This is a genomic window from Streptomyces nidicola (genome assembly GCF_050106155.1).
Taxonomy (GTDB): Bacteria; Actinomycetota; Actinomycetes; order Streptomycetales; family Streptomycetaceae; genus Streptomyces.
This window is the reverse complement of record NZ_JBNBPI010000001.1, coordinates 5,758,407-5,780,494: the sequence shown is the minus strand read 5'-3', so window position 1 is coordinate 5,780,494 and position 22,088 is coordinate 5,758,407. Positions and strand designations below refer to the sequence as shown.

Below are 22,088 nucleotides of genomic sequence, written 5' to 3'. Positions count from 1 at the left end.
ATGGATCACCACCTCTCCCCCGAGCACGAGGAACTCCGCCGCACCGTCGAGGAGTTCGCGCACGAGGTCGTCGCCCCGAAGATCGGCGACCTCTACGAGCGGCACGAGTTCCCCTACGAGATCGTCCGCGAGATGGGCCGCATGGGGCTCTTCGGCCTGCCCTTCCCCGAGGAGTACGGCGGCATGGGCGGCGACTATCTGGCGCTCGGCATCGCCCTTGAGGAGCTGGCCCGCGTCGACTCCTCGGTGGCGATCACCCTGGAGGCGGGCGTCTCGCTCGGCGCGATGCCGCTCCACCTCTTCGGCACGGAGGAGCAGAAGCAGGAGTGGCTGCCGAAGCTGTGCGCGGGCGAGGTCCTGGGCGCGTTCGGGCTCACCGAACCCGAGGCGGGCTCGGACGCGGGCGGCACCCGCACCACGGCCGTACGGGACGGGGAGACCGGCGACTGGATCATCAACGGCACGAAGTGCTTCATCACCAACTCCGGTACGGACATCACGGGCCTGGTGACGGTGACGGCGGTGACCGACCGCACAGCGGACGGCCGCCCGGTGATCTCCTCGATCATCGTGCCGTCCGGGACGCCCGGCTTCACGGTCGCGGCGCCGTACTCGAAGGTGGGGTGGAACGCGTCGGACACGCGTGAGCTGCACTTCGACGACGTACGGGTGCCGGCGGCGAATCTGCTGGGCGCGGAGGGCCGGGGTTTCGCGCAGTTCCTGCGGATCCTCGACGAGGGGCGCGTGGCGATCTCCGCGCTGGCCACGGGTCTTGCGCAGGGGTGCGTCGACGAGTCGGTGAAGTACGCCAAGGAGCGCCGCGCCTTCGGGCACCACATCGGCAGCTACCAGGCGATCCAGTTCAAGATCGCCGACATGGAGATGAAGGCGCACACGGCGCGGCTGGCCTGGCGGGACGCGGCGTCGCGGCTCGTCTGCGGGGAGCCGTTCAAGAAGGAGGCGGCGCTGGCGAAGCTGTACTCGTCGACGGTCGCGGTGGACAACGCGCGGGAGGCGACGCAGATCCACGGTGGGTACGGGTTCATGAACGAGTACCCGGTCGCCCGGATGTGGCGCGACTCCAAGATCCTTGAGATCGGCGAGGGCACGAGCGAGGTGCAGCGGATGCTGATTGCGCGGGAGCTGGGGCTGACGTCATAGGGCGCCGGCGCCGGTTGGGCAATTTAAGCCCCTGCGGCGATTGAGCAGCGGGGTATGGGGCAGAGCCCCATGTCTTTGGGCCGGCATCCGGAGCTGAGGCCACGGGGCTCCGCCCCGGACCCCGCGCCTCAAACGCCGGCGGGGCTTGATTTGCCCAACCGGCGCCGGGGCGAGGGGCCGCCCCCACCCTCTGGACAACCGGGGAACTTAGGTTAACCTACCCTGAGTTTACGTACCCGCCCGGTCGCCGCCTCGGCACGTCCGAAAGTAGCCCGCATGTCCAACGCCCGACTGTCCCGCCCCACCCGCCGCGGCATCCTCGCCGCGACCGGCGCCATCGGCCTCGGGGCCGCACTCGCCGCCTGCGGCGACGGCGGCTCCAAAGAGGGCGGCTCGAGCTCGGCCGGCTCCGCCGAGAAGTCCGGCCCCTGGTCGTACAAGGACGACCGCGGCAAGACCGTGAAGCTGGACAAGGTCCCGACGAACATCGTCGCCTTCACCGGCATGGGCGCCGCCCTCTACGACTACGGCATCCAGGTCAAGGGCGTCTTCGGCCCGACCACCACGAAGGGCGGCAAGGCCGACGTCCAGGCCGGCGACATGCCCGTCGACAAGGTCACGGTCATCGGCAACGAGTGGGGCCAGTTCAACATCGAGAAGTACGCGGGCATCGCGCCCCAGGTGCTGATCACCACGATCTTCGACGGCGCGGGCACCCTCTGGTACGTCCCCGAGGAGTCCGCCAAGAAGATCGCGAAGCTCGCCCCGAGCGTCGGCATCTCCGTCTACGACCGCCAGCTCACGACGCCGCTCGAGCACGTCTACAAGCTGGCCGAGTCGCTCGGCGCCGACCTGAAGGCCGACAAGGTCGTCAAGGCCAAGAAGCGCTTCGAGGACGCCGCCGCCCGGCTGCGCAAGGCGGCGAAGGCCCACCCCGACATCAAGGTGCTGGCGGGCAGCGCGAGCCCCGACATCTTCTACGTCTCGGGCACGAACCTCTCCGTCGACCTGGAGTACTTCAAGGCGCTCGGCGTGAACTTCGTGGAGCCCTCGGAGGCCGCGAAGAAGGCGTCCGGCGGCTGGTTCGAGAACCTGAGCTGGGAGAACGTCAACAAGCACAAGGCCGACATCATCATGATGGACGACCGCGCCCAGGCGATTCAGCCCGCCGACATCGACGAGCCGACCTGGAAGAAGCTGCCTGCGGTCAAGGCGGGCCAGGTCATCTCCCGCTCCCCCGAGCCGATCCTGTCCTACGACAAGTGCGCCCCGCTCCTGGAAGACCTCGCGAAGGCCATCGAGACGGCGAAGAAGGTGTCCTGATCCCATGACGGCGACGACCGAAGCCCCCGCTGTAGCCCCTTTCCGATTCTTCGATCTGCAAGTGGTCCGCACCCGGCGGCTCGGTCCGTCGCTGCTCAGGGTCACTTTCACGGGCCCCGACCTCCCCGACTTTCACGGCGGCGGCCGGGACCAGTCCCTCTCCCTCTTCCTGCCGCATCCCGGCCAGGACGCCCCCGTACTGCCGCCGATCAACGCCGGTGACGACGGCCGCGCCTGGCACGCGGCGTACCGGGCGATCCCGGACGGCGAGCGCGCGATCATGCGCTCGTACACGCTGAGCGGCCAGCGCCGCTTCCCCGCGGAGGAAGTCGACATCGACTTCGTGCTGCACGACGACGACCCGTCGACCTCGGGCCCCGCCTGCCGCTGGGCCCGCGCCGCGGCCCCCGGTGACCGCGCCGTCGTGCTCGGCCCGGCGATCGCGGACAACGCCGCCGTGCGCTGCCAGCCCCAGGACGACTTCGACCACATCCTGATGTGGGGCGACGAGACGGCGCTTCCCGCGGCGCTCGGCGTGCTGGCCTGGCTGCCCGAACACGTCTCGGCGCACGTGTACTTGGAGGTTCCGCACCGCGAGGACATCCAGCCGATCATCACGCTCGCGAACGTCTCCGTCACCTGGCTCGTCCGTGACGAGGGCGCACCCTCCGTGGTCGACACCGTGCGCGCGGCCCAACTCCCGGACGCCGTAAGCCCGTACGCGTGGCTGGCCGGCGAGTCCGGGACGATGAAGGAGCTGCGGCGGCACCTGGTGCGTGAGCGCGGCTACGACAAGCGGGCGGTGACCTTTGTCGGTTACTGGCGGCGCGGCATGAGCGAGGACGCGCTGCGCGCTGCGTGAGTGACAACAGAACAGGGGGCGGGGTCGCGAACCAAAGTTAGGTTAGGCTAACCTAATCCAAGGGTTCGCGACCTCGCCCTTTTTCCTGCCCCACCCGGGAACCACCCCACCCCACCCGGAGGAACCGTTCATGCGCTCGCACCTGCTCAATGACACCACCGCGGAGCTGTACCGCAGCTCCGTGACCGAAGGAGTCGAGCGGGTGGCGGCCAAACTCGCCACCACCACAAGGCCGTTCACCGGCGTCACCCCCGACGCCCTCTCCCCCACCGTCGACGCCGTCGACCTGGACGAGCCGCTCCAGGACACCATCGCCGCCCTGGACGAGCTGGAGGACGTCTACCTCCGCGACGCCGTCTACTTCCACCACCCCCGCTACCTCGCCCACCTCAACTGCCCGGTCGTCATCCCGGCGGTGCTCGGCGAGGCGATCCTCTCCGCGGTCAACTCCTCGCTCGACACCTGGGACCAGTCCGCGGGCGGCACGCTCATCGAGCGCAAGCTCATCGACTGGACCACCGGACGGATCGGCCTCGGCCCCGCGGCCGACGGCGTGTTCACCTCCGGCGGCTCGCAGTCCAACCTCCAGGCGCTGCTGCTGGCCAGGGAGGAGGCCAAGTCGCGGGACCTGTCCAAACTCCGCGTCTTCGCCTCCGAGGTCAGCCACTTCAGCGTCAAGAAGTCCGCGACGCTGCTCGGCCTCGACCCGCAGTCGGTCGTCTCGATCCCCGTCGACCGCGAGAAGCGCCTCCAGACCGTGGCCCTCGCCGCCGAGTTGCAGCGCTGCCGCGAGGAGGGCCTCGTCCCCATGGCCGTCGTCGCGACCGCGGGGACGACCGACTTCGGCTCCATCGACCCGCTGCCGGAGATCGCCGAGCTGTGCGCCCAGTACGACACGTGGATGCACGTCGACGCCGCGTACGGCTGCGGGCTGCTCGTGTCGAACAAGAACCGTGAGCGGCTCACCGGCATCGAGCGCGCCGACTCGGTCACCGTCGACTACCACAAGTCCTTCTTCCAGCCCGTGAGTTCGAGCGCGATCCTGGTCCGCGACGCGGCCACGCTCCGGCACGCCACGTACCACGCGGAGTACCTCAACCCGCGCCGCACCGTCGCCGAGCGGATCCCCAACCAGGTCGACAAGTCCCTCCAGACCACGCGCCGCTTCGACGCGCTCAAGCTGTGGCTGACGCTGCGCGTGATGGGCGCGAAGGGCATCGGCGGCCTCTTCGACGAGGTGTGCGACCTGGCGTACGAAGGCTGGCAGCTGCTCGCGTCCGACCCGCGCTTCGACGTGGTCGTGGAGCCGAGCCTGTCCACGCTCGTCTACCGCTACATCCCGGCCGACGCCACCGACCCGGCGGAGATCGACCGCGCCAACCTCCACGCCCGCAAGGCCCTGTTCGCCTCCGGCGACGCCGTCGTGGCGGGCACCAAGGTGGGCGACCGCCAGTACTTGAAGTTCACCCTGCTCAACCCCGAGACGACCCTCGACGACATCTCGGTCGTCCTCGACCTCATCGCCGGCCACGCCGAGCAGTACCTGGGAGACACCCTTGACCGCGCATCCTGACACGTACGACTTCATCGGGATCGGCCTCGGCCCCTTCAACCTGGGTCTGGCCGCGCTCACGGAGCCGATCGACGAGCTGACCGGGCTGTTCATCGAGTCCAAGCCGGACTTCGAGTGGCACTCGGGGATGTTCCTCGAAGGCGCCCACCTCCAGACCCCGTTCATGTCGGACCTGGTGACGCTCGCCGACCCGACGTCCGAGTACTCCTTCCTCAACTACCTGAAGGAATCGGGGCGGTTGTACTCGTTCTACATCCGCGAGAACTTCTATCCGCTGCGCGTCGAGTACAACAACTACTGCCGCTGGGCCGCCGCCAAGCTGTCCTCGATCCGCTTCTCGACGAGCGTCACCGAGGTGCGCTACGACGACGCGGCCGAGGTCTACCTCGTGGACACCGACAAGGGCGAGACGTTCCGCGCCCGCCACCTGGTCCTGGGCACCGGCACCCCGCCGTACGTCCCCGAGGCCTGCCGGGGTCTCGGCGGCGACGGGGTCGTCCACAACTCCCGCTACCTCCAGCACAAGCAGCAGCTCCAGCAGAAGAAGTCGATCACCCTGGTCGGCAGCGGGCAGTCCGCGGCCGAGATCTACCAGGACCTGCTCAGCGAGATCGACGTGCACGGCTACCGGCTCAACTGGGTCACCAGGTCGCCGCGGTTCTTCCCGCTGGAGTACACCAAGCTGACGCTGGAGATGACGTCCCCGGACTACATCGACTACTTCCACAAGCTGCCGGAGGAGACCCGCTACTCGCTGGAGCAGCGGCAGAAGGGCCTGTTCAAGGGCATCGACGGCGAGCTGATCGACGCCATCTTCGACCTGCTGTACCAGAAGGGCCTCGACGGTCCCGTGCCGACGCGCCTGCTCACCAACTCGGCGCTGCGCACGGCGAGTTACGAGGACGGCACGTACACGCTCGGCCTGCACCAGGAGGAGCAGGACAAGGCGTTCGAGCTGGAGACCGAGGGCCTGATCCTCGCCACCGGCTACAAGTACACGACGCCCGCCTTCCTTGAGCCGGTCCGCGACCGCATCCGCTGGGACGGCCAGGGCCGCTACGACGTCGCCCGCAACTACGCGATCGACACCACCGGGCGCGGCATCTTCGTGCAGAACGCGTCCGTGCACACGCACTCGATCACCAGCCCCGACCTGGGGATGGGCGCGTACCGCAACAGTTACATCATCGGCGAGCTGCTCGGCTCCGAGTACTACCCCGTCGAGAAGACCATCGCGTTCCAGGAGTTCGCAGCATGAGCACCACAAGCACCACCACCGGGACCCTCGGGAAACTCTCCCTCCGTCCCGTCGACCCGCAGGCCGACGCCGAACTGCTGCACCGCTGGGTCACCGACCCCAAGGCCGCCTTCTGGCTGATGCAGGAGGCCAGGCTCCAGGACGTCGAGCGCGAGTACATGTCGATCGCGGCGCACGAGCACCACGACGCCTTCCTCGGCCTGCACGACGGCGAGCCCGCGTTCCTGATGGAGCGCTACGACCCGCGGTACGTCGAGCTCGTCGGCCTGTACGAGCCCGAGCCCGGCGACATCGGCATGCACTTCCTCACCGCGCCCTCGGACGTCCGCATCCCGGGCTTCACGCGCGCCGTGATCACGACGGTGATGGAACACCTCTTCGCCGACGCGTCGGTGAAGCGCGTCGTCGTCGAGCCCGACGTGGGCAACAAGGCGGTGCACGCCCTGAACGAGGCCGTCGGCTTCGTCCCCGAGCGTGAGATCGACAAGCCGGAGAAGAAGGCGCTGCTGAGCTTCTGCACGCGCGAGCAGTTCGAAGCGGCCACGGGAAGGACCACCGGAGCATGAGCATCGCCGACGCCGCCACCCACCTGACCCCTGAGCGCTGGGCCGAGGCCAACCGCCTCCTCATCCGCAAGGGCCTCGCGGAATTCAGCCACGAGCGGCTCCTCAAGCCCGAGATATCGGGGGCCGCCGCCGCTGACCGCTACTTCGTCCTCAGCGACGACGGCCTGACCCGCTACGAGTTCACCGCGCGCCGACTGCGCCTCGACCACTGGCAGGTGTCCGCCGACTCGATCACGCGTCACCGCGACGGCGCCGAACTCCCGCTGAACGCCCTGCAGTTCTTCATCGAGCTGAAGGACAGCCTGGGCCTGAGCGACTCGACCCTCCCGGTCTACCTGGAGGAGATCTCCTCCACGCTCTCCGGCACCTGCTTCAAGCTGACGAAGCCGTACCTGTCCTCCGCCGAACTCGCCGCCTCCGGCGACTTCCAGGCGATCGAGACGGGCATGACCGAGGGCCACCCCTGCTTCGTCGCGAACAACGGCCGGCTCGGCTTCGGCGTCCACGAGTACCTCTCGTACGCCCCCGAGACCGCGAGCCCCGTCCGGCTGGTCTGGCTGGCGGCGAGCCGCGAGCGCGCGGCCTTCACGGCGGGCATGGGCCTCGACTACGAGTCGTTCCTGCGCGCCGAGTTGGGCGAGGCCACCCTGGAGCGCTTCGACGGCATCCTGCGCGACCAGGGCCTCGACCCGGCCGACTACCTCCTCATCCCCGCCCACCCGTGGCAGTGGTGGAACAAGCTCTCCGTCACGTTCGCCGCCGAGGTCGCGCAGCGGAACCTGGTGTGCCTGGGCGAGGGCGAAGACGAGTACCTGGCGCAGCAGTCGATCCGCACGTTCTTCAACAAGAGCGCCCCCGAGAAGCACTACGTGAAGACGGCCCTCTCGGTCATCAACATGGGCTTCATGCGCGGCCTTTCGGCGGCGTACATGGAGGCGACTCCGGCGATCAACGACTGGCTGGCGAACCTCATCGAGAACGACGAGGTGCTCAAGGACACCGGCCTGACGATCATCCGCGAGCGCGCGGCCGTCGGCTACCGGCACCTGGAGTACGAGGCCGCCACCGACCGCTACTCGCCGTACCGCAAGATGCTGGCGGCGCTGTGGCGCGAGTCCCCGGTGCCCTCGCTGGCCGAGGGCGAGCGCCTGGCGACGATGGCGTCCCTCCTGCACGTGGACCGCGAGGGCAAGTCCTTCGCGGGCGCCCTGATCGAGCGCTCGGGCCTCACGCCCCGCGAGTGGCTCAAGCCCTACCTGAAGTCGTACCTGACCCCGCTCCTGCACAGCTTCTACGCCTACGACCTGGTGTTCATGCCCCACGGCGAGAACGTCATCCTGGTCCTGGACGAGCAGGGCGTCGTCAAGCGGTCGATCTTCAAGGACATCGCCGAGGAGATCGCGGTGATGGACACGGAGGCCGTCCTGCCGCCCGCCGTGGAGCGGATCAAGGCCGAGGTCCCCGACGACATGAAGCTGCTCTCGATCTTCACGGACGTCTTCGACTGCTTCTTCCGCTTCCTCGCGGCGAACCTCGTCGAGGACGGCGTCGTGGACGAGGAGACCTTCTGGTCGGCGGTCGCGGACTGCGTGCGCGACTACCAGGCATCGATGCCCCAACTCGCCGAGAAGTTCGAGCAGTTCGACATGTTCGCCCCGCAGTTCTCGCTCTCCGCCCTGAACCGGCTCCAGCTGCGCAACAACGAGCAGATGGTCGACCTGGCGGACCCGTCGGGCGCCCTTCAGCTGGTGGGCGACCTGGAGAACCCGATCGCGTAGGCGGTCTCAGCAGGCCTCACGGACCAGGGGGCTCGGGAGACGGTCCTCCCGAGCCCCCTTCTCGTACGAGAATGGCGGCATGGCGGAAATCATCCAGCGCGACGGCACGTGGACGTATCTCGGGGACACGCTGCGGCTCGTGCCGGGGCGCGACAAGGCCGTGAGCCCGCTCCGCAAGGCGCTGGGCGAGCTGACCGTGCCGCTGACGGCGCTCGCCGGCGCGTCCTTCGAGCAGGGCAAGAAGTCGGGCCGGCTGCGGCTGCGGCTGCGCGACGGCGCCGACCCCCTCCTCCAGGCGACCGGCGGCAAGCTGACCGAGGGCATGGACCCGTACCAGCTCACCGTCGAGCCGGACCGCTACGGCGTCGCCGAGTACTTCGTCGACGAGGTGCGCAACGCGCTGCTCCTGGACGAGGTCCCCACGTCTGCCTCCGACACGTACCTCCTGCCGGGCCCCGCCGTGCCGCTGTCCGTCTCCGCGGGGGACGGCACGGCGAGCTTCGACGGGGAGCGCGTGCGCCTGGAGTGGAACTGGAAGACGGAGGAGGCGAAGTCCTCCGCGGGCACGCGGGTGCTCGCGCTCGGCGACATCACGGCGGTCGAGTGGCAGCCGGCGATCGGCCTGGAGAACGGCTGCCTCCGCTTCACGGTCCGCTCCTCCCCCACGAAGGCGCCACCGAAGTACGACCCGAACTCGATCGAGCTGTGGGGCTTCAAGAAGGACCCGCTGATGGCCCTCGTGGCGGCGGCAGTCCAGGCCCGCCTCCCCCACCCGGGCCCCGCGGGCGAACCCGCCACGCCCCCGGCCTTGGAACAGGCCCCACCCGCGGCGGCTCCCGCCGAGGACGAACACGACGCCCTCCTGCGCCGCCTCCGCGAACTGGGCGACCTCCACAACTCCGGAATCCTGACGGAGGACGAGTTCGCACTGGCGAAGGCGGCGGTCCTGAAACGCCTTTCAGGCCCCTCCGGCGATTAGCGCCTCACCTTCCGCGCCACCACGAACCGGTCGACCTCCGCCCCCGTCTCGGCCAGCCCCCGCACGGTCAGCTTCGCGGTACGTCCTACTGGCGCGGGCTCCACATCCACCCGCAGGAACGAGTAGTTGGTGTACCGCACCCGCGACCAGTCGACGGTCACCGCCTTCTTGCCGCCCCCGTCCTTCGTCACGTACGAGGCGAACGGGTCGACCTTCTTCTCGTTCCCCTCGTACGTGTCCTCGACCGGGAACTCGTAGAGCCCCTTGCCCGCCGCGCCCGCCGTCACATACACGACCCCGTCTGTCTCCGGGTACGCCGTGCCCCCGATCGGCAGCTCCTTGGTGACCTTGTCGCCCTTCAGCACATCCGTGCGCTCGTAGACGTGGTTGTGCCCGTTGATCACGAGGTCGACCGTGTACTTCTCGAACAGCGGCACCCACTCCTCGCGCACACCGCCCTCGGAGGCATGCGCGGTGGCGGTGCAGTAGGCACAGTGATGGAAGAACACGACCACGAAATCGATCCCGGACCCGGCGGCCCGGAACTTCTTCAACTGCCGCTCGAACCAGGCGGTTTGCGTACCCCCACTGATCCCCAGATTCGCCGGAATCTCGTACGAGATGTCATTCGCGTCGAGCGAGATCACGGCGGTGTTGCCGTGCACGAACGAGTACACGCCCGGCAGTTCCTTCGGGTCGGGCCCATTGGCCGGCGGCGCGAACCGGGCCTCCTGGCTCCCGTACCCGTTCGGCGAGTACCACGCCTCCATGTCGTGATTGCCGTACGAAACCATCCACGGCACGGACTTGGCGACCGTCTCGGTCTGCGCGAGGAACTGGTCCCAGGTGCGCGCGTCGAACGTATCGCTGGTCTTACCCTGCCCGGAGGGATCCGCGTACGCGATGTCACCGGCGTGCAGGTGGAAGGCCGGGCCCTGCGCGAGGATCAGGCTGTCGTTGGCGAGCGCGTGGTAGCTGACGCCCTGGTCGCCGAAGGCGGTGAACGTGAAGCGCTCCGAACGGGCGGGCGCGGTCGTGAACGTACCGATCGTCCCCGCGAACTTCGGCGACGCCGGGTCGAAGCCCCGGTGCCCGACTCCGTAGTAGTACGTCTTGCCGGGCTTGAGCCGGGTCAGCTTGGCGTGCACGTAGTACTGGGTGTGATCGGCACTGGTCCCGACACCGGCCGGGGTGTGGAGCGCCTTCAGCTCCGCCGGAATCTTCCGCGACAGCTCACCGGCACTGGCCCCGACCCGGATGAACGGGTCCTTCACCGCGACCGGCACCTGCCAGGACACGGTCATCTCGGTGCGCGCGTCGTCGCCGTACGAGAGGTGCCGGCCGAAGGGCGCGACGAGCGCACCGTCGACGGCCTCTGCCGCCGGAGCGGTCGCGGCCGCCGAGGCCGTCGCGGCACCGGCCGCCCCCGGCACGAAGACCCCGCCCGCGACCGCGCCCAGGGTGACGGCCCCGCCCCGGATCACCGTCCGCCGCGAGAACCGGCTGCGCAGATACTCGTGCTGCTCGGCGAGGGACCGGTCGGCGAGCTCGGCGGGTACGCCCATACGTGGAATGTCCATGCCCGGAAAGATGCTTGAGGCATCTATCCGCGAGGGGTACACCACGTGAACGCGCCCCTAATTGAGCCCCGCCGTCGGCCGAGAGCCGACATTCAAGCCCCGCCGGCGATTGAGGCGCGGGGCCCGGGGCAGAGCCCCGCGACCTCAACCACGCCCACCCGAGCGAACCTCCTGCCCGATTTCGGGCAGGATTCTTGCAAAACCACCCCCCAGCCCCGAGGATCGCTTCCGTGCACGAGGAACTTGTCGACCACCTGACACGCAGCAGCGCCCTGAGCCGGGGCGAGGCGCTGCGGGTGGTCCAGGACGTGCTCGCCTACTTCGACGAGTCGACGGAGGACTACGTCCGCCGCCGGCACCGCGAACTCCAGGGTCAGGGCCTGGTGAACGCGGAGATCTTCGAACAGATCACGGCGGACCTGCGGTACCGGGCGGTGGCGCCGCCGGAGCTCTCGCTCCGGCAGTTGCGCCGCATCGTCTACGGCTGACCGCGGACCCACTACCCGAGGGGATCAACACCACATATGTGCGGAATCGTCGGTTACATCGGCAAGCGTGACGTCGCGCCGCTCCTTCTCGAAGGACTGCAGCGCCTGGAGTACCGCGGATACGACTCCGCGGGCGTCGTCATCACCAGCCCCAAGGCCACCGGCCTGAAGATGGTCAAGGCCAAGGGCCGGGTGCGCGACCTGGAGGCGAAGGTCCCGGCCCGCTTCAAGGGCACCACCGGCATCGCCCACACCCGCTGGGCCACGCACGGCGCCCCCTCCGACCACAACGCGCACCCGCACATGTCCGCGGACGACAAGGTCGCCGTCGTCCACAACGGCATCATCGACAACGCCTCCGACCTGCGCGCCAAGCTGGTCGCCGAGGGCGTCGAGTTCCTCTCCGAGACGGACACCGAGGTCCTCACCCACCTCATCGCCCGCTCCCAGCTGCCCGAGCTGGAGGACCGGGTCCGTGAGGCGCTGCACCTGATCGAGGGCACGTACGGCATCGCGGTCCTGCACGCCGACTTCCCGGACCGCATCGTGGTCGCGCGCAACGGCTCGCCGGTCGTCCTCGGCATCGGCGACAAGGAGATGTTCGTCGCCTCCGACATCGCCGCGCTGATCACCCACACCCGCCAGATCGTCACGCTCGACGACGGCGAGATGGCCACGCTCAAGGCCGACGACTTCCGTACGTACACCACGGCCGGCACCCGTACCGCCAACGAGCCGACCACCGTGGACCTCGAGGCCGCCTCCTTCGACATGGGCGACCACGACACGTACATGCACAAGGAGATCTCCGAGCAGGCCGACGCCGTGGACCGCGTGCTGCGCGGCCGCATCGACGACCGCTTCTCCACCGTGCACCTCGGCGGCCTCAACCTGGACGCCCGCGAGGCCCGCACGGTCCGCCGTGTGAAGATCCTCGGCTGCGGCACCTCGTACCACGCGGGTCTGATCGGCGCCCAGATGATCGAGGAGCTGGCCCGCATCCCCGCGGACGCCGAGCCGGCCTCCGAGTTCCGCTACCGCAACGCGGTCGTGGACCCCGACACCCTCTACATCGCGGTCTCCCAGTCCGGCGAGACGTACGACGTCCTCGCCGCGGTCCAGGAGCTGAAGCGCAAGGGCGCCCGCGTCTTCGGCGTCGTGAACGTCGTCGGCTCGGCGATCGCCCGCGAGTCGGACGCGGGCGTGTACGTCCACGCGGGCCCCGAGGTCTGCGTCGTCTCGACCAAGTGCTTCACCAACACCACGGTCGCCTTCGCCCTGCTCGCCCTGCACCTCGGCCGCATCCGCGACCTCTCGGTCGCCGACGGCAAGCGCATCATCGAGGGCCTGCGCAAGCTCCCCGCCCAGATCACCGAGATCCTGGAGCAGGAGGCGGAGATCAAGAAGATCGCCGAGGAGTACGCGGACGCCCGCTCGATGATGTTCATCGGCCGCGTGCGGGGCTACCCGGTGGCCCGCGAGGCGTCCCTGAAGCTCAAGGAGGTCTCGTACATCCACGCCGAGGCCTACCCGGCCTCCGAGCTCAAGCACGGCCCGCTGGCCCTCATCGAGCCGGCGCTCCCCACGGTCGCGATCGTCCCCGACGACGACCTGCTGGAGAAGAACCGCGCCGCGATGGAGGAGATCAAGGCCCGCTCCGGCCGCATCCTCGCGGTCGCCCACCAGGAGCAGGAGAAGGCCGACCGCACGATCGTCGTCCCGAAGAACGAGGACGAGCTGGACCCGATCCTGATGGGCATCCCGCTCCAACTCCTCGCCTACCACACGGCCTTGGCCCTCGGCCGCGACATCGACAAGCCCCGCAACCTGGCGAAGTCCGTCACGGTCGAATAGACACCTCGCGCCGCACAAACGGGTCCCGTACGCGCCACCATGCGCACGGGACCCGTTTTCGTGAGGGCCGGAGCCGCCCATTGCCCCGGCCCTTGGCCATCGGCCGGCGGCCGTCACCCCCCGGCCAACAGCACGCCAACGCCCCGTATTTACCCTTCACAAGGGCACAAAGCACCTCTACGCGGGAGTAGATTTATCCAACGGCGCGAATTCAACCACCGGCCCAACTCCCGCTTCCCGAAAGGGACTTACGGGATCACAATGACGGGCCGCTGCGCGCGCCGCGCGAGCCGTCCCGCGACCGAGCCGAAGATCCGCCCGACGAGCCCGTGGGTCGAGCCCACGACGATCGCGTCGGCCGAGTACTCGTGCCCGACCTCCTCCAGCTCGTGGCAGATGTCGCCACCGCGCTCGACGAGGATCCAGGGCACCTCGGACAGATACTCCGCACAGGCGAGCTCGAGCCCGAGGACCTCCGTCCGGTGATCCGGCACGTCCACGAACACGGGCGGCTCACAGCCCGCCCACACCGTGGTGGGCAGCCGATTGGCCACATGGACGATGACAAGACCCGAGCCCGAACGGTGGGCCATGCCGATCGCGTACGCGAGTGCCCGCTCACTCGATGTCGAGCCGTCGAAGCCGACGACGACACCGTGCTTGAACGCGGGGTCACAGGCTTGACGTGTCTCTTCCGCCGCTCGGGGCGTCGCCGTGGGATCGGCGACCTGCCGCTTGCGGTCCGCGGGTTCAGGGATTTCGTGACCGGCCATGAGTGTCTCGGCGTGTACCTCGTGGGCCTCTAAAGAGGGGACGACAACTGATCGGCGGAGCTGTGTCCGGGAATCATCTTCCCAACCCCATACCCCCAAGGGTACGGCGACACTCCTCCTCTGCCCAGACTCTGCTTTCCGGGCCCAGAGCCGCACCTTCGTTCACCGATGGCTCCGCTCCGCCGCGTTCAGGGGAGCATGCACGAGGGGCGACCGTATGGCAATGGTTGCTGCCCCGTACAGGCGGATTGCGCACTCAACTGGGCGTCTGCCCTCCCCCGGCGAAGTGACCCGGGCCGGTCGTCGGCGTTGAACTCGCGTACCGAAAGACACAGGGGAGCGCTCAGTGCCCGGACCGACCATCGCCCAGCGAACCAGCGCCGCGGCCCACCCCGACACGCCCCTGCCCGCGCGCTGGGCCGCGTTCAGCTGCGTCCTGGTGCCCCCGCTCGTACTCGTCTGGTACGCCTCCTCCGCCACGGGCGCCGCCGGCGCCGCCCTGGGGCTCGCCGCGATCACCGCGGCGTGCCGGGTACTCCTTCGACAGACGGAGCGCGGGGCTGCACAGTTGCACAGTGAACAATGCGTCGCGCATCGTGGTCGACGCGAGTGGAACGGACCTGACGCACAGGACGGCGGGCGTCGGACCGAGTGGGATACGCCGGTTGGCTGACCGGTTTCAACGCGGCGCTCCGATAATTTTCAGCCAACTTGGGCCAGCGGGCCTCCCCTTGCGTTTCGCCTCCCCCAACCCCCTTTCCACCAGGGCAAAAACGGCGACGAAAAGCGCTTCCACCCTACGGGGACCGGCCACGGAGTTGAGGCCCACTTCCCAGCAACGCCCCTGAGTGCGACGCTTCGTGATCGAATGCTTCACGCCAAGTTGCCATGTCGACAATCTGTCAGGTTCTTAACTGGTCACGACGGCACCATGGGACGCAGTAGATTCGATCTTGACTGTCTGATCTGAAGGCGGCGGGGGACTTCGTGCATCACCGAGGGGAAACGTGCAGGAGCGAACGACCCGTCAAAATATTGAGGGAGCCGGGATCACCGAGGGGGGCTTAGCAGCATGAGCCACGACGCCACCACCGCGCCGGAGGCGGCGGCTCGCAAGCTGTCGGGGCGCCGTCGACGAGAGATCGTCGCGGTGCTGCTGTTCAGCGGCGGACCCATCTTCGAGAGTTCCATTCCACTCTCCGTGTTCGGCATCGACCGACAGGACGCGGGAGTTCCGCGCTATCGATTGCTCGTGTGCTCCGGCGAAGAGGGGCCCCTGAGGACGACAGGGGGACTCGAACTCACCGCGCCGCACGGGCTCGAGGCGATATCGCGAGCGGGCACGGTGGTCGTGCCCGCCTGGCGGTCCATCACTTCTCCGCCACCGGAGGAGGCGTTGGACGCCCTGCGCCGCGCCCACGAGGAGGGCGCGCGCATCGTCGGCCTGTGTACGGGAGCCTTCGTGCTCGCCGCCGCGGGCCTGCTGGACGGCCGTCCGGCGACCACGCACTGGATGTACGCGCCGACGCTCGCCAAGCGCTATCCGTCGGTCCACGTGGACCCGCGCGAGCTCTTCGTGGACGACGGCGACGTACTGACGAGCGCCGGCACCGCGGCCGGTATAGATCTGTGTCTGCACATCGTGCGCACGGACCACGGCAACGAGGCGGCCGGGGCGCTCGCCCGGCGCCTGGTGGTCCCACCGCGCCGCAGCGGCGGCCAGGAGCGCTACCTCGACAGGTCTTTACCGGAGGAGATCGGCGCGGACCCGCTGGCCGAGGTCGTCGCCTGGGCCCTGGAGCACCTCCACGAGCAGTTCGACGTGGAGACGCTCGCCGCCCGCGCCTATATGAGCCGCCGCACCTTCGACCGCCGCTTCCGGTCGCTGACGGGGTCCGCCCCGCTCCAGTGGCTGATCACGCAGCGGGTGCTTCAGGCCCAGCGGCTCCTGGAGACCTCCGACTACTCGGTCGACGAGGTGGCGGGCCGCTGCGGCTTCCGCTCCCCCGTCGCGCTGCGCGGGCACTTCCGGCGCCAGCTGGGCTCGTCCCCGGCCGCGTACCGGGCGGCGTACCGGGCGCGCAGGCCGCAGCCGGGCGAGGGCCAGGGGAAGCCGGAGAAGCCCGACAGGACGGTCGAGCTCGCGGGTGTGCCGGGCGCCGAGGGGGCTCCGGTCCCCGCGCAGTCCCGGCGCACGGCGGCCGCGAGCGCGCTGGGCCCGCACGCGGCCTCGATGCCGACGGGCCACTCGGGACTGCCCGGCCCGCGCACGGCTTCGTAGCCCCGCGGGACAGCACCGAGCACAGGAGCTGATGCCCGTCGTCTGCCAGTGGGAAGGTCGGACCCGTAGGGTTGGGCGCATGAACGATCGCATGGTGTGGATCGACTGCGAGATGACCGGACTCTCGCTGGCGAACGACGCGCTCATCGAGGTGGCCGCACTGGTCACCGACTCGGAGCTGAACGTACTCGGCGACGGTGTGGACATCGTGATCCGCCCGCCGGACGAGGCCCTGGAGACGATGCCCGAGGTGGTGCGCAACATGCACACCGCCTCGGGTCTCCTCGACGAGCTGGCGGGCGGCACGACGCTCGCGGACGCCGAGGAACAGGTCCTGGCGTACGTACGTGAGCACGTCAAGGACGCGGGCAAGGCCCCGCTGTGCGGGAACTCGGTCGGTACCGACCGCGGATTCCTGCTGCGTGACATGCCGACGCTGGAGGACTACCTCCACTACCGGATCGTCGATGTGTCCTCGGTCAAGGAGCTCGCCAGGCGCTGGTACCCGAGGGCGTACTTCAACAGTCCGGACAAGAACGGCAACCACCGGGCGCTCGCCGACATCCGCGAGTCCATCGCCGAGCTGCGCTACTACCGCGAGGCGGTCTTCGTCCCGCAGCCGGGGCCGGACTCGGACACCGCGAAGTCGATCGCGGCGAAGTACGTCCTGCCTGCGGAATAACCCCTCGTAAGCCCCTGTGTACGGGGTCCGGACCCGCTCGGGAAAAGGTGTGCGCGAGCACCCCTTCGGACCCTGTACACTTTTTCTCGGCCGGTCGGAAGAAAGACAAACGACCGGACATGGTGGGTGTAGCTCAGTTGGTAGAGCACCTGGTTGTGGTCCAGGTGGCCGCGGGTTCAAGTCCCGTCACTCACCCTGAAGGGTCCGAAGGCCCCGGTTCGAGAGAACCGGGGCCTTCGGCGTTCCCGGGGGATCCGAACGGTTCCGGACCCCCGGGGCCGCATCTACGACGAGGCGCGGACCACCAGCTCCGTCGGCAGCACCAGGTGCCGCTGCGTGCCCCGGCGGACGGACGAGCGCTTCCCCTCCGCGGCCAGGGCGATCTCGTCGAGCAGCAGCTCCGTCATCGCCCGGCCCATGTCCAGGGTGGGCTGGCGCACGCTGGTGAGGCCCGGCTCCATGTGGCGGGCGATCACCGAGTCGTCGAAGCCGACCAGGGAGACGTCCTCGGGGATGCGGCGGCCCGCCTCGCGCAGCACCTGGCGGGCGCCCGAGGCCATCAGGTCGGAGCAGGCGAAGACCGCGTCGAGGCCGGTGCCGCGCTCCAGGAGCTCCTCCATGCAGCGGCGGCCGCCCTCCTCCGTGAAGTCTCCGTAGGTCACCAGCTTCTCGTCGTAGCTGATGCCGCTCGCGGCCAGCTCGTCCTGGTAGCCGGCGAGGCGGCGCTGGGCCCCGTACACATCGAGCGGGCCCGCGATGATCGCGACGGAGCGGCGGCCCCGGGAGACCAGGTGCCCGACGGCGGAGCGGGCGCCCGCGTGGTTGTCGGTGTCGACCGAGGGCAGCGGCTCGTCCGCGGAGCGGGGGCCGCTGATCACGGTGGGGATGTCCATCTGGATGAGGCGGTCCGCGAGCGGGTCGTCGGAGTGCACCGAGACCAGGAGGACGCCGTCGACGCGGTGGGCGGCGAGGTAGGTGGCCAGCCGGTCCTGTTCGCGCTCGCCGCGGGCGAAGGTGAGCAGGAGCTGGAGGTTGGTCTCGGCGAGGGCGAGGCCGACGCCGCCGACCATGCCGGAGAAGTACGGCTCGGAGAAGAACCGGGACTCCGCCTCCGGGACCACCACGGCTATGGAGTCCGAGCGGTTGGCCGCGAGGGCACGGGCCGCCGTGTTCGGTACGTAGCCGAGCTCGGCGACCGCTTCCTCGACCGCGGCGCGGGTGCGGTCGCTGACCCGCGGCGATCCGTTGATGACACGGGAGACCGTGCCCCGGCCGACGCCCGCTCGGGCCGCGACCTCCTCGAGGGTCGGGCGCCTGCCGTGCGTGCCGTGAGCCACCATGACTCGTACCTCCCCAGATCTTGAGCGGAATCTAACAGCCCGATAACCGCACGAACTTGTCGCCGCCGGGTGTCTTGACACCCCGGGTTCGAGCGACGACCCTTCAACTCATCACGGATGGGAGCGCTCCCACCCTACTGGACGCATACAGAAGCCGCACGTTCCCCGCCCGAGCCGCACGTGAACAACCGGGCCCAGTACAACAGTTGGCAGTGGCAGTTGGCCGGGGGTCTGCACGTCTCAGCATCAAGAGCACTTGAGCACTTGGAGGACGCAATGCGCACTGCCCGTACGTCCCGACGCGCGATGACCTTCGCGGTCGTCGCCGCCCTGGCCACTGGCCTGCTTGCCGGTTGTGCGAGCGATGACGGCGACGACTCCGGGGGCGCCGGAGGCTCCGGTGACAAGGAGGGCGCGACCACGCTGACGGTCGGCACCTTCGGCACCTTCGGTTACAAGCAGGCCGGGCTCTACGACGAGTACATGAAGCTGCACAAGAACATCACCATCAAGGAGAACGTCACCACCCGGACCGACGTCTACTGGCCCAAGACCCTCACCCGTCTGCAGGCCGGCTCCGGCACCGACGACATCCAGGCCATCGAGATCGGCAACATCACCGAGGCCGTGCAGACGCAGGCGAACAAGTTCGTCGACCTCGGCAAGGAGGTCGACAAGTCGCAGTGGCTTGACTGGAAGAACAAGCAGGCCACCACCAAGGACGGCAAGCTGATCGGTCTCGGCACGGACGTCGGCCCGATGGCGATCTGCTACCGCAAGGACCTCTTCAAGAAGGCCGGCCTGCCCACCGACCGCACCAAGCTCGCCGAGATGTGGAAGGGCGACTGGGCGAAGTACGTCGACGTCGGCAAGGACTACATGAAGAAGGCGCCGAGCGGCACCAAGTTCGTGGACTCCGCCTCGTCGGTCTACAACGCGGCGCTGGGCGGCGCGAAGGACCGCTATTACGACAAGAGCGGCAACGTCATCTGGGACAAGTCCGAGGGCGTCAAGCAGTCGTGGGACGCCGCGATGGAGGTGGCGACCTCCAACATGTCGGCGAAGCTGAAGCAGTTCGACAAGCCGTGGGACCAGGGCTACGCGAACGGCACCTTCGCCACCGTCGCCTGCCCGGCGTGGATGGTCGGCTACATCCAGGAGAAGTCCGGTGACTCCGGCAAGGGCAAGTGGGACATCGCCGCCGCGCCGACCGCGGCCAACTGGGGCGGCTCGTTCATCGGTGTGCCGACGGCGAGCAAGCACCAGAAGGAGGCCATCGCCCTGGCGAAGTGGCTGACCGCCCCCGCGCAGCAGGCGAAGGTCTTCGGCAAGCAGGCCAGCTTCCCGTCGACGCCGTCGGCGTACGCGACGCTGAAGCCGAAGGCGGACACCACCGCGTACTTCTCGGACGCGCCGATCACGCAGATCTTCTCCGACTCGGCGAAGACCATCCCGGTGCAGATCTTCGGCATCAAGGACCAGCCGATCAACACGGCGATCACCGACACGGGCATCCTCCAGGTCGAGCAGAAGGGCAAGTCGCCCGCGCAGGGCTGGGACGCCGCCACCGCGGAGGTCAAGGACGTGCTCGGCCAGTGACCAGCTCCAACGAGGCTCTCGCGCAGACCGCGTCGAGCGCCGACGCCGCGTCCGACTCCACCGAGGAGTCGGGCGCGGCCCGGGGCGCTCAGGGTCGCGGTACGCCGCCGTCGGACACCACTTCCTGGCGCAGCCGGCTGTACCGCTGGGACATGAAGGCGTCTCCGTACGCGTTCATCGCCCCCTTCTTCATCATCTTCGGTGCCTTCTCCCTGGTGCCGCTGCTCTATACGGCCTGGTACTCGCTGCACAACGTGCAGTTGGCGAACCTGGACGGCCAGACCTGGGCGGGTCTGGAGAACTACACCAACCTGTTCCAGTCGGACTTCTTCTGGAACGCGCTGAAGAACACCCTGACCATCGGTGTGATCTCCACGGTTCCGCAGCTGGCCGGGGCGATCTGGCTCGCGCACATGCTCAACTACCGGCTGCGCGGCTCGGTCGTGTGGCGCGTCGTCGTGCTCACGCCGTACGCCACGTCGGTGGCGGCCGCGACGCTCGTCTTCGTGCTGCTGTTCGCGCCGGACAGCGGGATGATCAACTGGGCGCTCGACTCCATCGGCCTCGACAAGATCAACTGGCAGGAGTCCGACTGGGGTTCACAGCTCGCGGTGTCCTCGATCGTGATCTGGCGGTGGACCGGGTACAACGCGCTGATCTATCTGGCGGCGATGCAGGCCATCCCCGCCGACCTCTACGAATCGGCGGCGCTGGACGGGGCCAACCGCTGGCAGCAGTTCCGGCACGTGACCATTCCGATGCTGCGGCCGACGATCCTCTTCACGATCGTCGTCTCCACCATCGGCGCGATGCAACTCTTCGGTGAGCCCCTGCTGTTCGGCGGGGTCAGCGGCACCAAGGGCGGGTCCGAGCACCAGTACCAGACGATCGGCCTCTACATGTACGACCAGGGCTGGATCGTCGGCAACCTCGGCAAGGCGTCCGCGATCGCCTGGTCGATGTTCCTCATTCTGCTGATCGTCGCCGCGATCAACCTGCTGATCTCCCGCCGGCTGAGGAAGTCCCAATGACCACCATCGAAGATGCGACGCGGACGAAGCGCCGCCGGATCCTGGGCGCGGGCAAACAACTGCACGCCGGTCCCGTCACGTACGTCGTGCTGGCCCTGTTCGCCGCGATCTCCCTCGCCCCGCTGCTGTGGACCGTGGTCGCGGCCTCGCGCACCAACGAACGCCTCGCCCAGACTCCGCCGCCGTTCTGGATCGGCGGGAATCTCTTCAAGAACCTGGAGACCGCCTGGAACCAGGCCGGCCTCGGCACGGCGATGTGGAACAGCATTCTCGTCGCGTCGGCCATCACCGTCGGTACGGTGCTGTTCTCCACGCTGGCCGGGTTCGCCTTCGCCAAGCTGAAGTTCCGGTTCTCGACGACGCTGCTCCTGATGACCATCGGCACGATGATGATTCCGCCGCAACTGGCCGTCGTACCGCTGTACTTGTGGATGACGGACCTCGGGTGGGCCAACCATCTGCAGACCGTCATCCTGCCGACGCTCGTCTCCGCCTTCGGCACGTTCTTCATGCGGCAGTACCTGGTGCAGGCGCTGCCGGGCGAGCTCATCGAGGCGGCGCGGGTCGACGGGGCGAGCAGCCTGCGGGTGGTCTGGCATGTGGTGTTCCCCGCGGCGCGGCCCGCGATGGCCGTGCTCGGGCTGCTGACGTTCGTCATGGCCTGGAACGACTTCCTGTGGCCGATCATCGCGCTCAACCAGGAGAACCCCACGGTGCAGGTCGCGCTGAACGCGCTCGGGACCGGGTACATCCCCGATGACTCGGTGATCATGGCGGGGGCGTTGCTGGGGACGTTGCCGTTGCTCGTCGCGTTCTTGCTGTTCGGGAAGCAGATCGTGGGCGGGATCATGCAGGGAGCCGTCAAGGGGTGAACACGGGGAGGGCGGGGTGTTCTCGTTGCGCCCCGCCGCTCCCACGCCTCGGGGCTCCGCCCCGGACCCCGCGCCTCAAACGCCGGCG

18 protein-coding genes and 1 tRNA gene are annotated in these 22,088 nt (G+C 68.8%); 16 read left to right on the top strand and 3 right to left on the bottom strand.

The features are described 5' to 3' along the window. The 8 genes from ACOKM3_RS26230 to ACOKM3_RS26195 all read left to right on the top strand — a co-directional run bounded on the left by ACOKM3_RS26230 (position 1) and on the right by ACOKM3_RS26195 (position 9,500). Positions 1-1,161: an acyl-CoA dehydrogenase family protein gene (locus tag ACOKM3_RS26230; protein WP_426903476.1), complete on the top strand. Its 1,161-nt coding sequence runs from the start codon at positions 1-3 to the stop codon at positions 1,159-1,161. Between the two features lie 276 nt (positions 1,162-1,437). After that, a complete protein-coding gene (locus tag ACOKM3_RS26225) occupies positions 1,438-2,484 on the top strand; it encodes an ABC transporter substrate-binding protein (protein WP_426903475.1) in 1,047 nt (348 codons plus the stop codon). A gap of 4 nt (positions 2,485-2,488) precedes the next feature. Beyond that, entirely contained in the window at positions 2,489-3,346 is an 858-nt protein-coding gene (locus ACOKM3_RS26220; RefSeq protein ID WP_426903474.1) for a siderophore-interacting protein, read from the top strand. 130 nt (positions 3,347-3,476) lie between these two features. Beyond that, positions 3,477-4,919 carry a lysine decarboxylase DesA gene (gene desA, locus ACOKM3_RS26215; protein WP_426903473.1) on the top strand — a complete coding sequence of 481 codons (1,443 nt, stop codon included), beginning with the start codon at positions 3,477-3,479 and terminating at the stop codon, positions 4,917-4,919. Further along, positions 4,903-6,177, top strand: coding sequence for a lysine N(6)-hydroxylase/L-ornithine N(5)-oxygenase family protein (locus ACOKM3_RS26210; RefSeq protein WP_426903472.1), 1,275 nt, complete (start codon positions 4,903-4,905; stop codon positions 6,175-6,177). Before desA ends, ACOKM3_RS26210 begins: the two co-directional genes overlap by 17 nt. After that, entirely contained in the window at positions 6,174-6,743 is a 570-nt protein-coding gene (locus ACOKM3_RS26205) for a GNAT family N-acetyltransferase (RefSeq protein ID WP_426903471.1), read from the top strand. Before ACOKM3_RS26210 ends, ACOKM3_RS26205 begins: the two co-directional genes overlap by 4 nt. Continuing rightward, on the top strand, positions 6,740-8,521 hold the full coding sequence (locus ACOKM3_RS26200) for an IucA/IucC family protein (protein ID WP_426903470.1): 1,782 nt from the start codon (positions 6,740-6,742) through the stop codon (positions 8,519-8,521). Before ACOKM3_RS26205 ends, ACOKM3_RS26200 begins: the two co-directional genes overlap by 4 nt. 79 nt (positions 8,522-8,600) lie before the next feature. Then, complete coding sequence (locus ACOKM3_RS26195; protein ID WP_426903469.1) at positions 8,601-9,500, top strand: DUF4429 domain-containing protein; 900 nt, start codon at positions 8,601-8,603, stop codon at positions 9,498-9,500. On the opposite strand, the gene ACOKM3_RS26190 is transcribed toward ACOKM3_RS26195, so the two are convergent. Further along, positions 9,497-11,080, bottom strand: coding sequence for a purple acid phosphatase family protein (locus tag ACOKM3_RS26190; RefSeq protein WP_426903468.1), 1,584 nt, complete (start codon positions 11,078-11,080; stop codon positions 9,497-9,499). The genes ACOKM3_RS26195 and ACOKM3_RS26190 overlap by 4 nt on opposite strands. Positions 11,081-11,310: 230 nt before the next feature. Here ACOKM3_RS26190 and ACOKM3_RS26185 point away from each other — a divergent pair, with 230 nt between their 5' ends. Together ACOKM3_RS26185 and glmS are read left to right on the top strand one after the other, a co-directional pair. Next, the gene (locus tag ACOKM3_RS26185; protein ID WP_426903467.1) at positions 11,311-11,568 is read left to right on the top strand and encodes a hypothetical protein; all 258 of its coding nucleotides are present in this window, start codon (positions 11,311-11,313) and stop codon (positions 11,566-11,568) included. A 36-nt stretch (positions 11,569-11,604) separates the two neighbouring features. Continuing rightward, positions 11,605-13,422 carry a glutamine--fructose-6-phosphate transaminase (isomerizing) gene (glmS, locus tag ACOKM3_RS26180; RefSeq protein ID WP_426903466.1) on the top strand — a complete coding sequence of 606 codons (1,818 nt, stop codon included), beginning with the start codon at positions 11,605-11,607 and terminating at the stop codon, positions 13,420-13,422. A 248-nt stretch (positions 13,423-13,670) separates the two neighbouring features. On the opposite strand, the gene ACOKM3_RS26175 is transcribed toward glmS, so the two are convergent. Further along, on the bottom strand, positions 13,671-14,195 hold the full coding sequence (locus ACOKM3_RS26175) for a universal stress protein (RefSeq protein ID WP_266719304.1): 525 nt from the start codon (positions 14,193-14,195) through the stop codon (positions 13,671-13,673). Between the two features lie 1,072 nt (positions 14,196-15,267). Here ACOKM3_RS26175 and ACOKM3_RS26170 point away from each other — a divergent pair. The 3 genes from ACOKM3_RS26170 to ACOKM3_RS26160 all read left to right on the top strand — a co-directional run bounded on the left by ACOKM3_RS26170 (position 15,268) and on the right by ACOKM3_RS26160 (position 17,353). Beyond that, on the top strand, positions 15,268-16,476 hold the full coding sequence (locus tag ACOKM3_RS26170) for a GlxA family transcriptional regulator (protein ID WP_426903464.1): 1,209 nt from the start codon (positions 15,268-15,270) through the stop codon (positions 16,474-16,476). Positions 16,477-16,555: 79 nt separating this feature from the next. Beyond that, positions 16,556-17,158 (top strand): oligoribonuclease, encoded by a 603-nt coding sequence (orn, locus tag ACOKM3_RS26165; protein WP_266719301.1) that lies wholly within the window; start codon positions 16,556-16,558, stop codon positions 17,156-17,158. A gap of 122 nt (positions 17,159-17,280) precedes the next feature. Then, positions 17,281-17,353 (top strand) — tRNA-His (locus ACOKM3_RS26160). A gap of 89 nt (positions 17,354-17,442) precedes the next feature. Here ACOKM3_RS26160 and ACOKM3_RS26155 read toward each other — a convergent pair. After that, positions 17,443-18,498 carry a LacI family DNA-binding transcriptional regulator gene (locus tag ACOKM3_RS26155; RefSeq protein ID WP_426903463.1) on the bottom strand — a complete coding sequence of 352 codons (1,056 nt, stop codon included), beginning with the start codon at positions 18,496-18,498 and terminating at the stop codon, positions 17,443-17,445. A 276-nt stretch (positions 18,499-18,774) separates the two neighbouring features. Here ACOKM3_RS26155 and ACOKM3_RS26150 point away from each other — a divergent pair, with 276 nt between their 5' ends. The 3 genes from ACOKM3_RS26150 to ACOKM3_RS26140 are packed head-to-tail and all read left to right on the top strand — an operon-like array spanning position 18,775 to position 22,000. After that, positions 18,775-20,097, top strand: a complete 1,323-nt coding sequence (locus ACOKM3_RS26150) for an ABC transporter substrate-binding protein (RefSeq protein ID WP_426903461.1) — start codon at positions 18,775-18,777, stop codon at positions 20,095-20,097. Then, positions 20,094-21,128, top strand: coding sequence for a carbohydrate ABC transporter permease (locus tag ACOKM3_RS26145; RefSeq protein WP_426903460.1), 1,035 nt, complete (start codon positions 20,094-20,096; stop codon positions 21,126-21,128). The genes ACOKM3_RS26150 and ACOKM3_RS26145 overlap by 4 nt, the downstream gene beginning before the upstream one ends. Continuing rightward, on the top strand, positions 21,125-22,000 hold the full coding sequence (locus ACOKM3_RS26140) for a carbohydrate ABC transporter permease (RefSeq protein ID WP_426903459.1): 876 nt from the start codon (positions 21,125-21,127) through the stop codon (positions 21,998-22,000). Before ACOKM3_RS26145 ends, ACOKM3_RS26140 begins: the two co-directional genes overlap by 4 nt. The last annotated feature ends 88 nt before the right edge of the window (positions 22,001-22,088 follow it).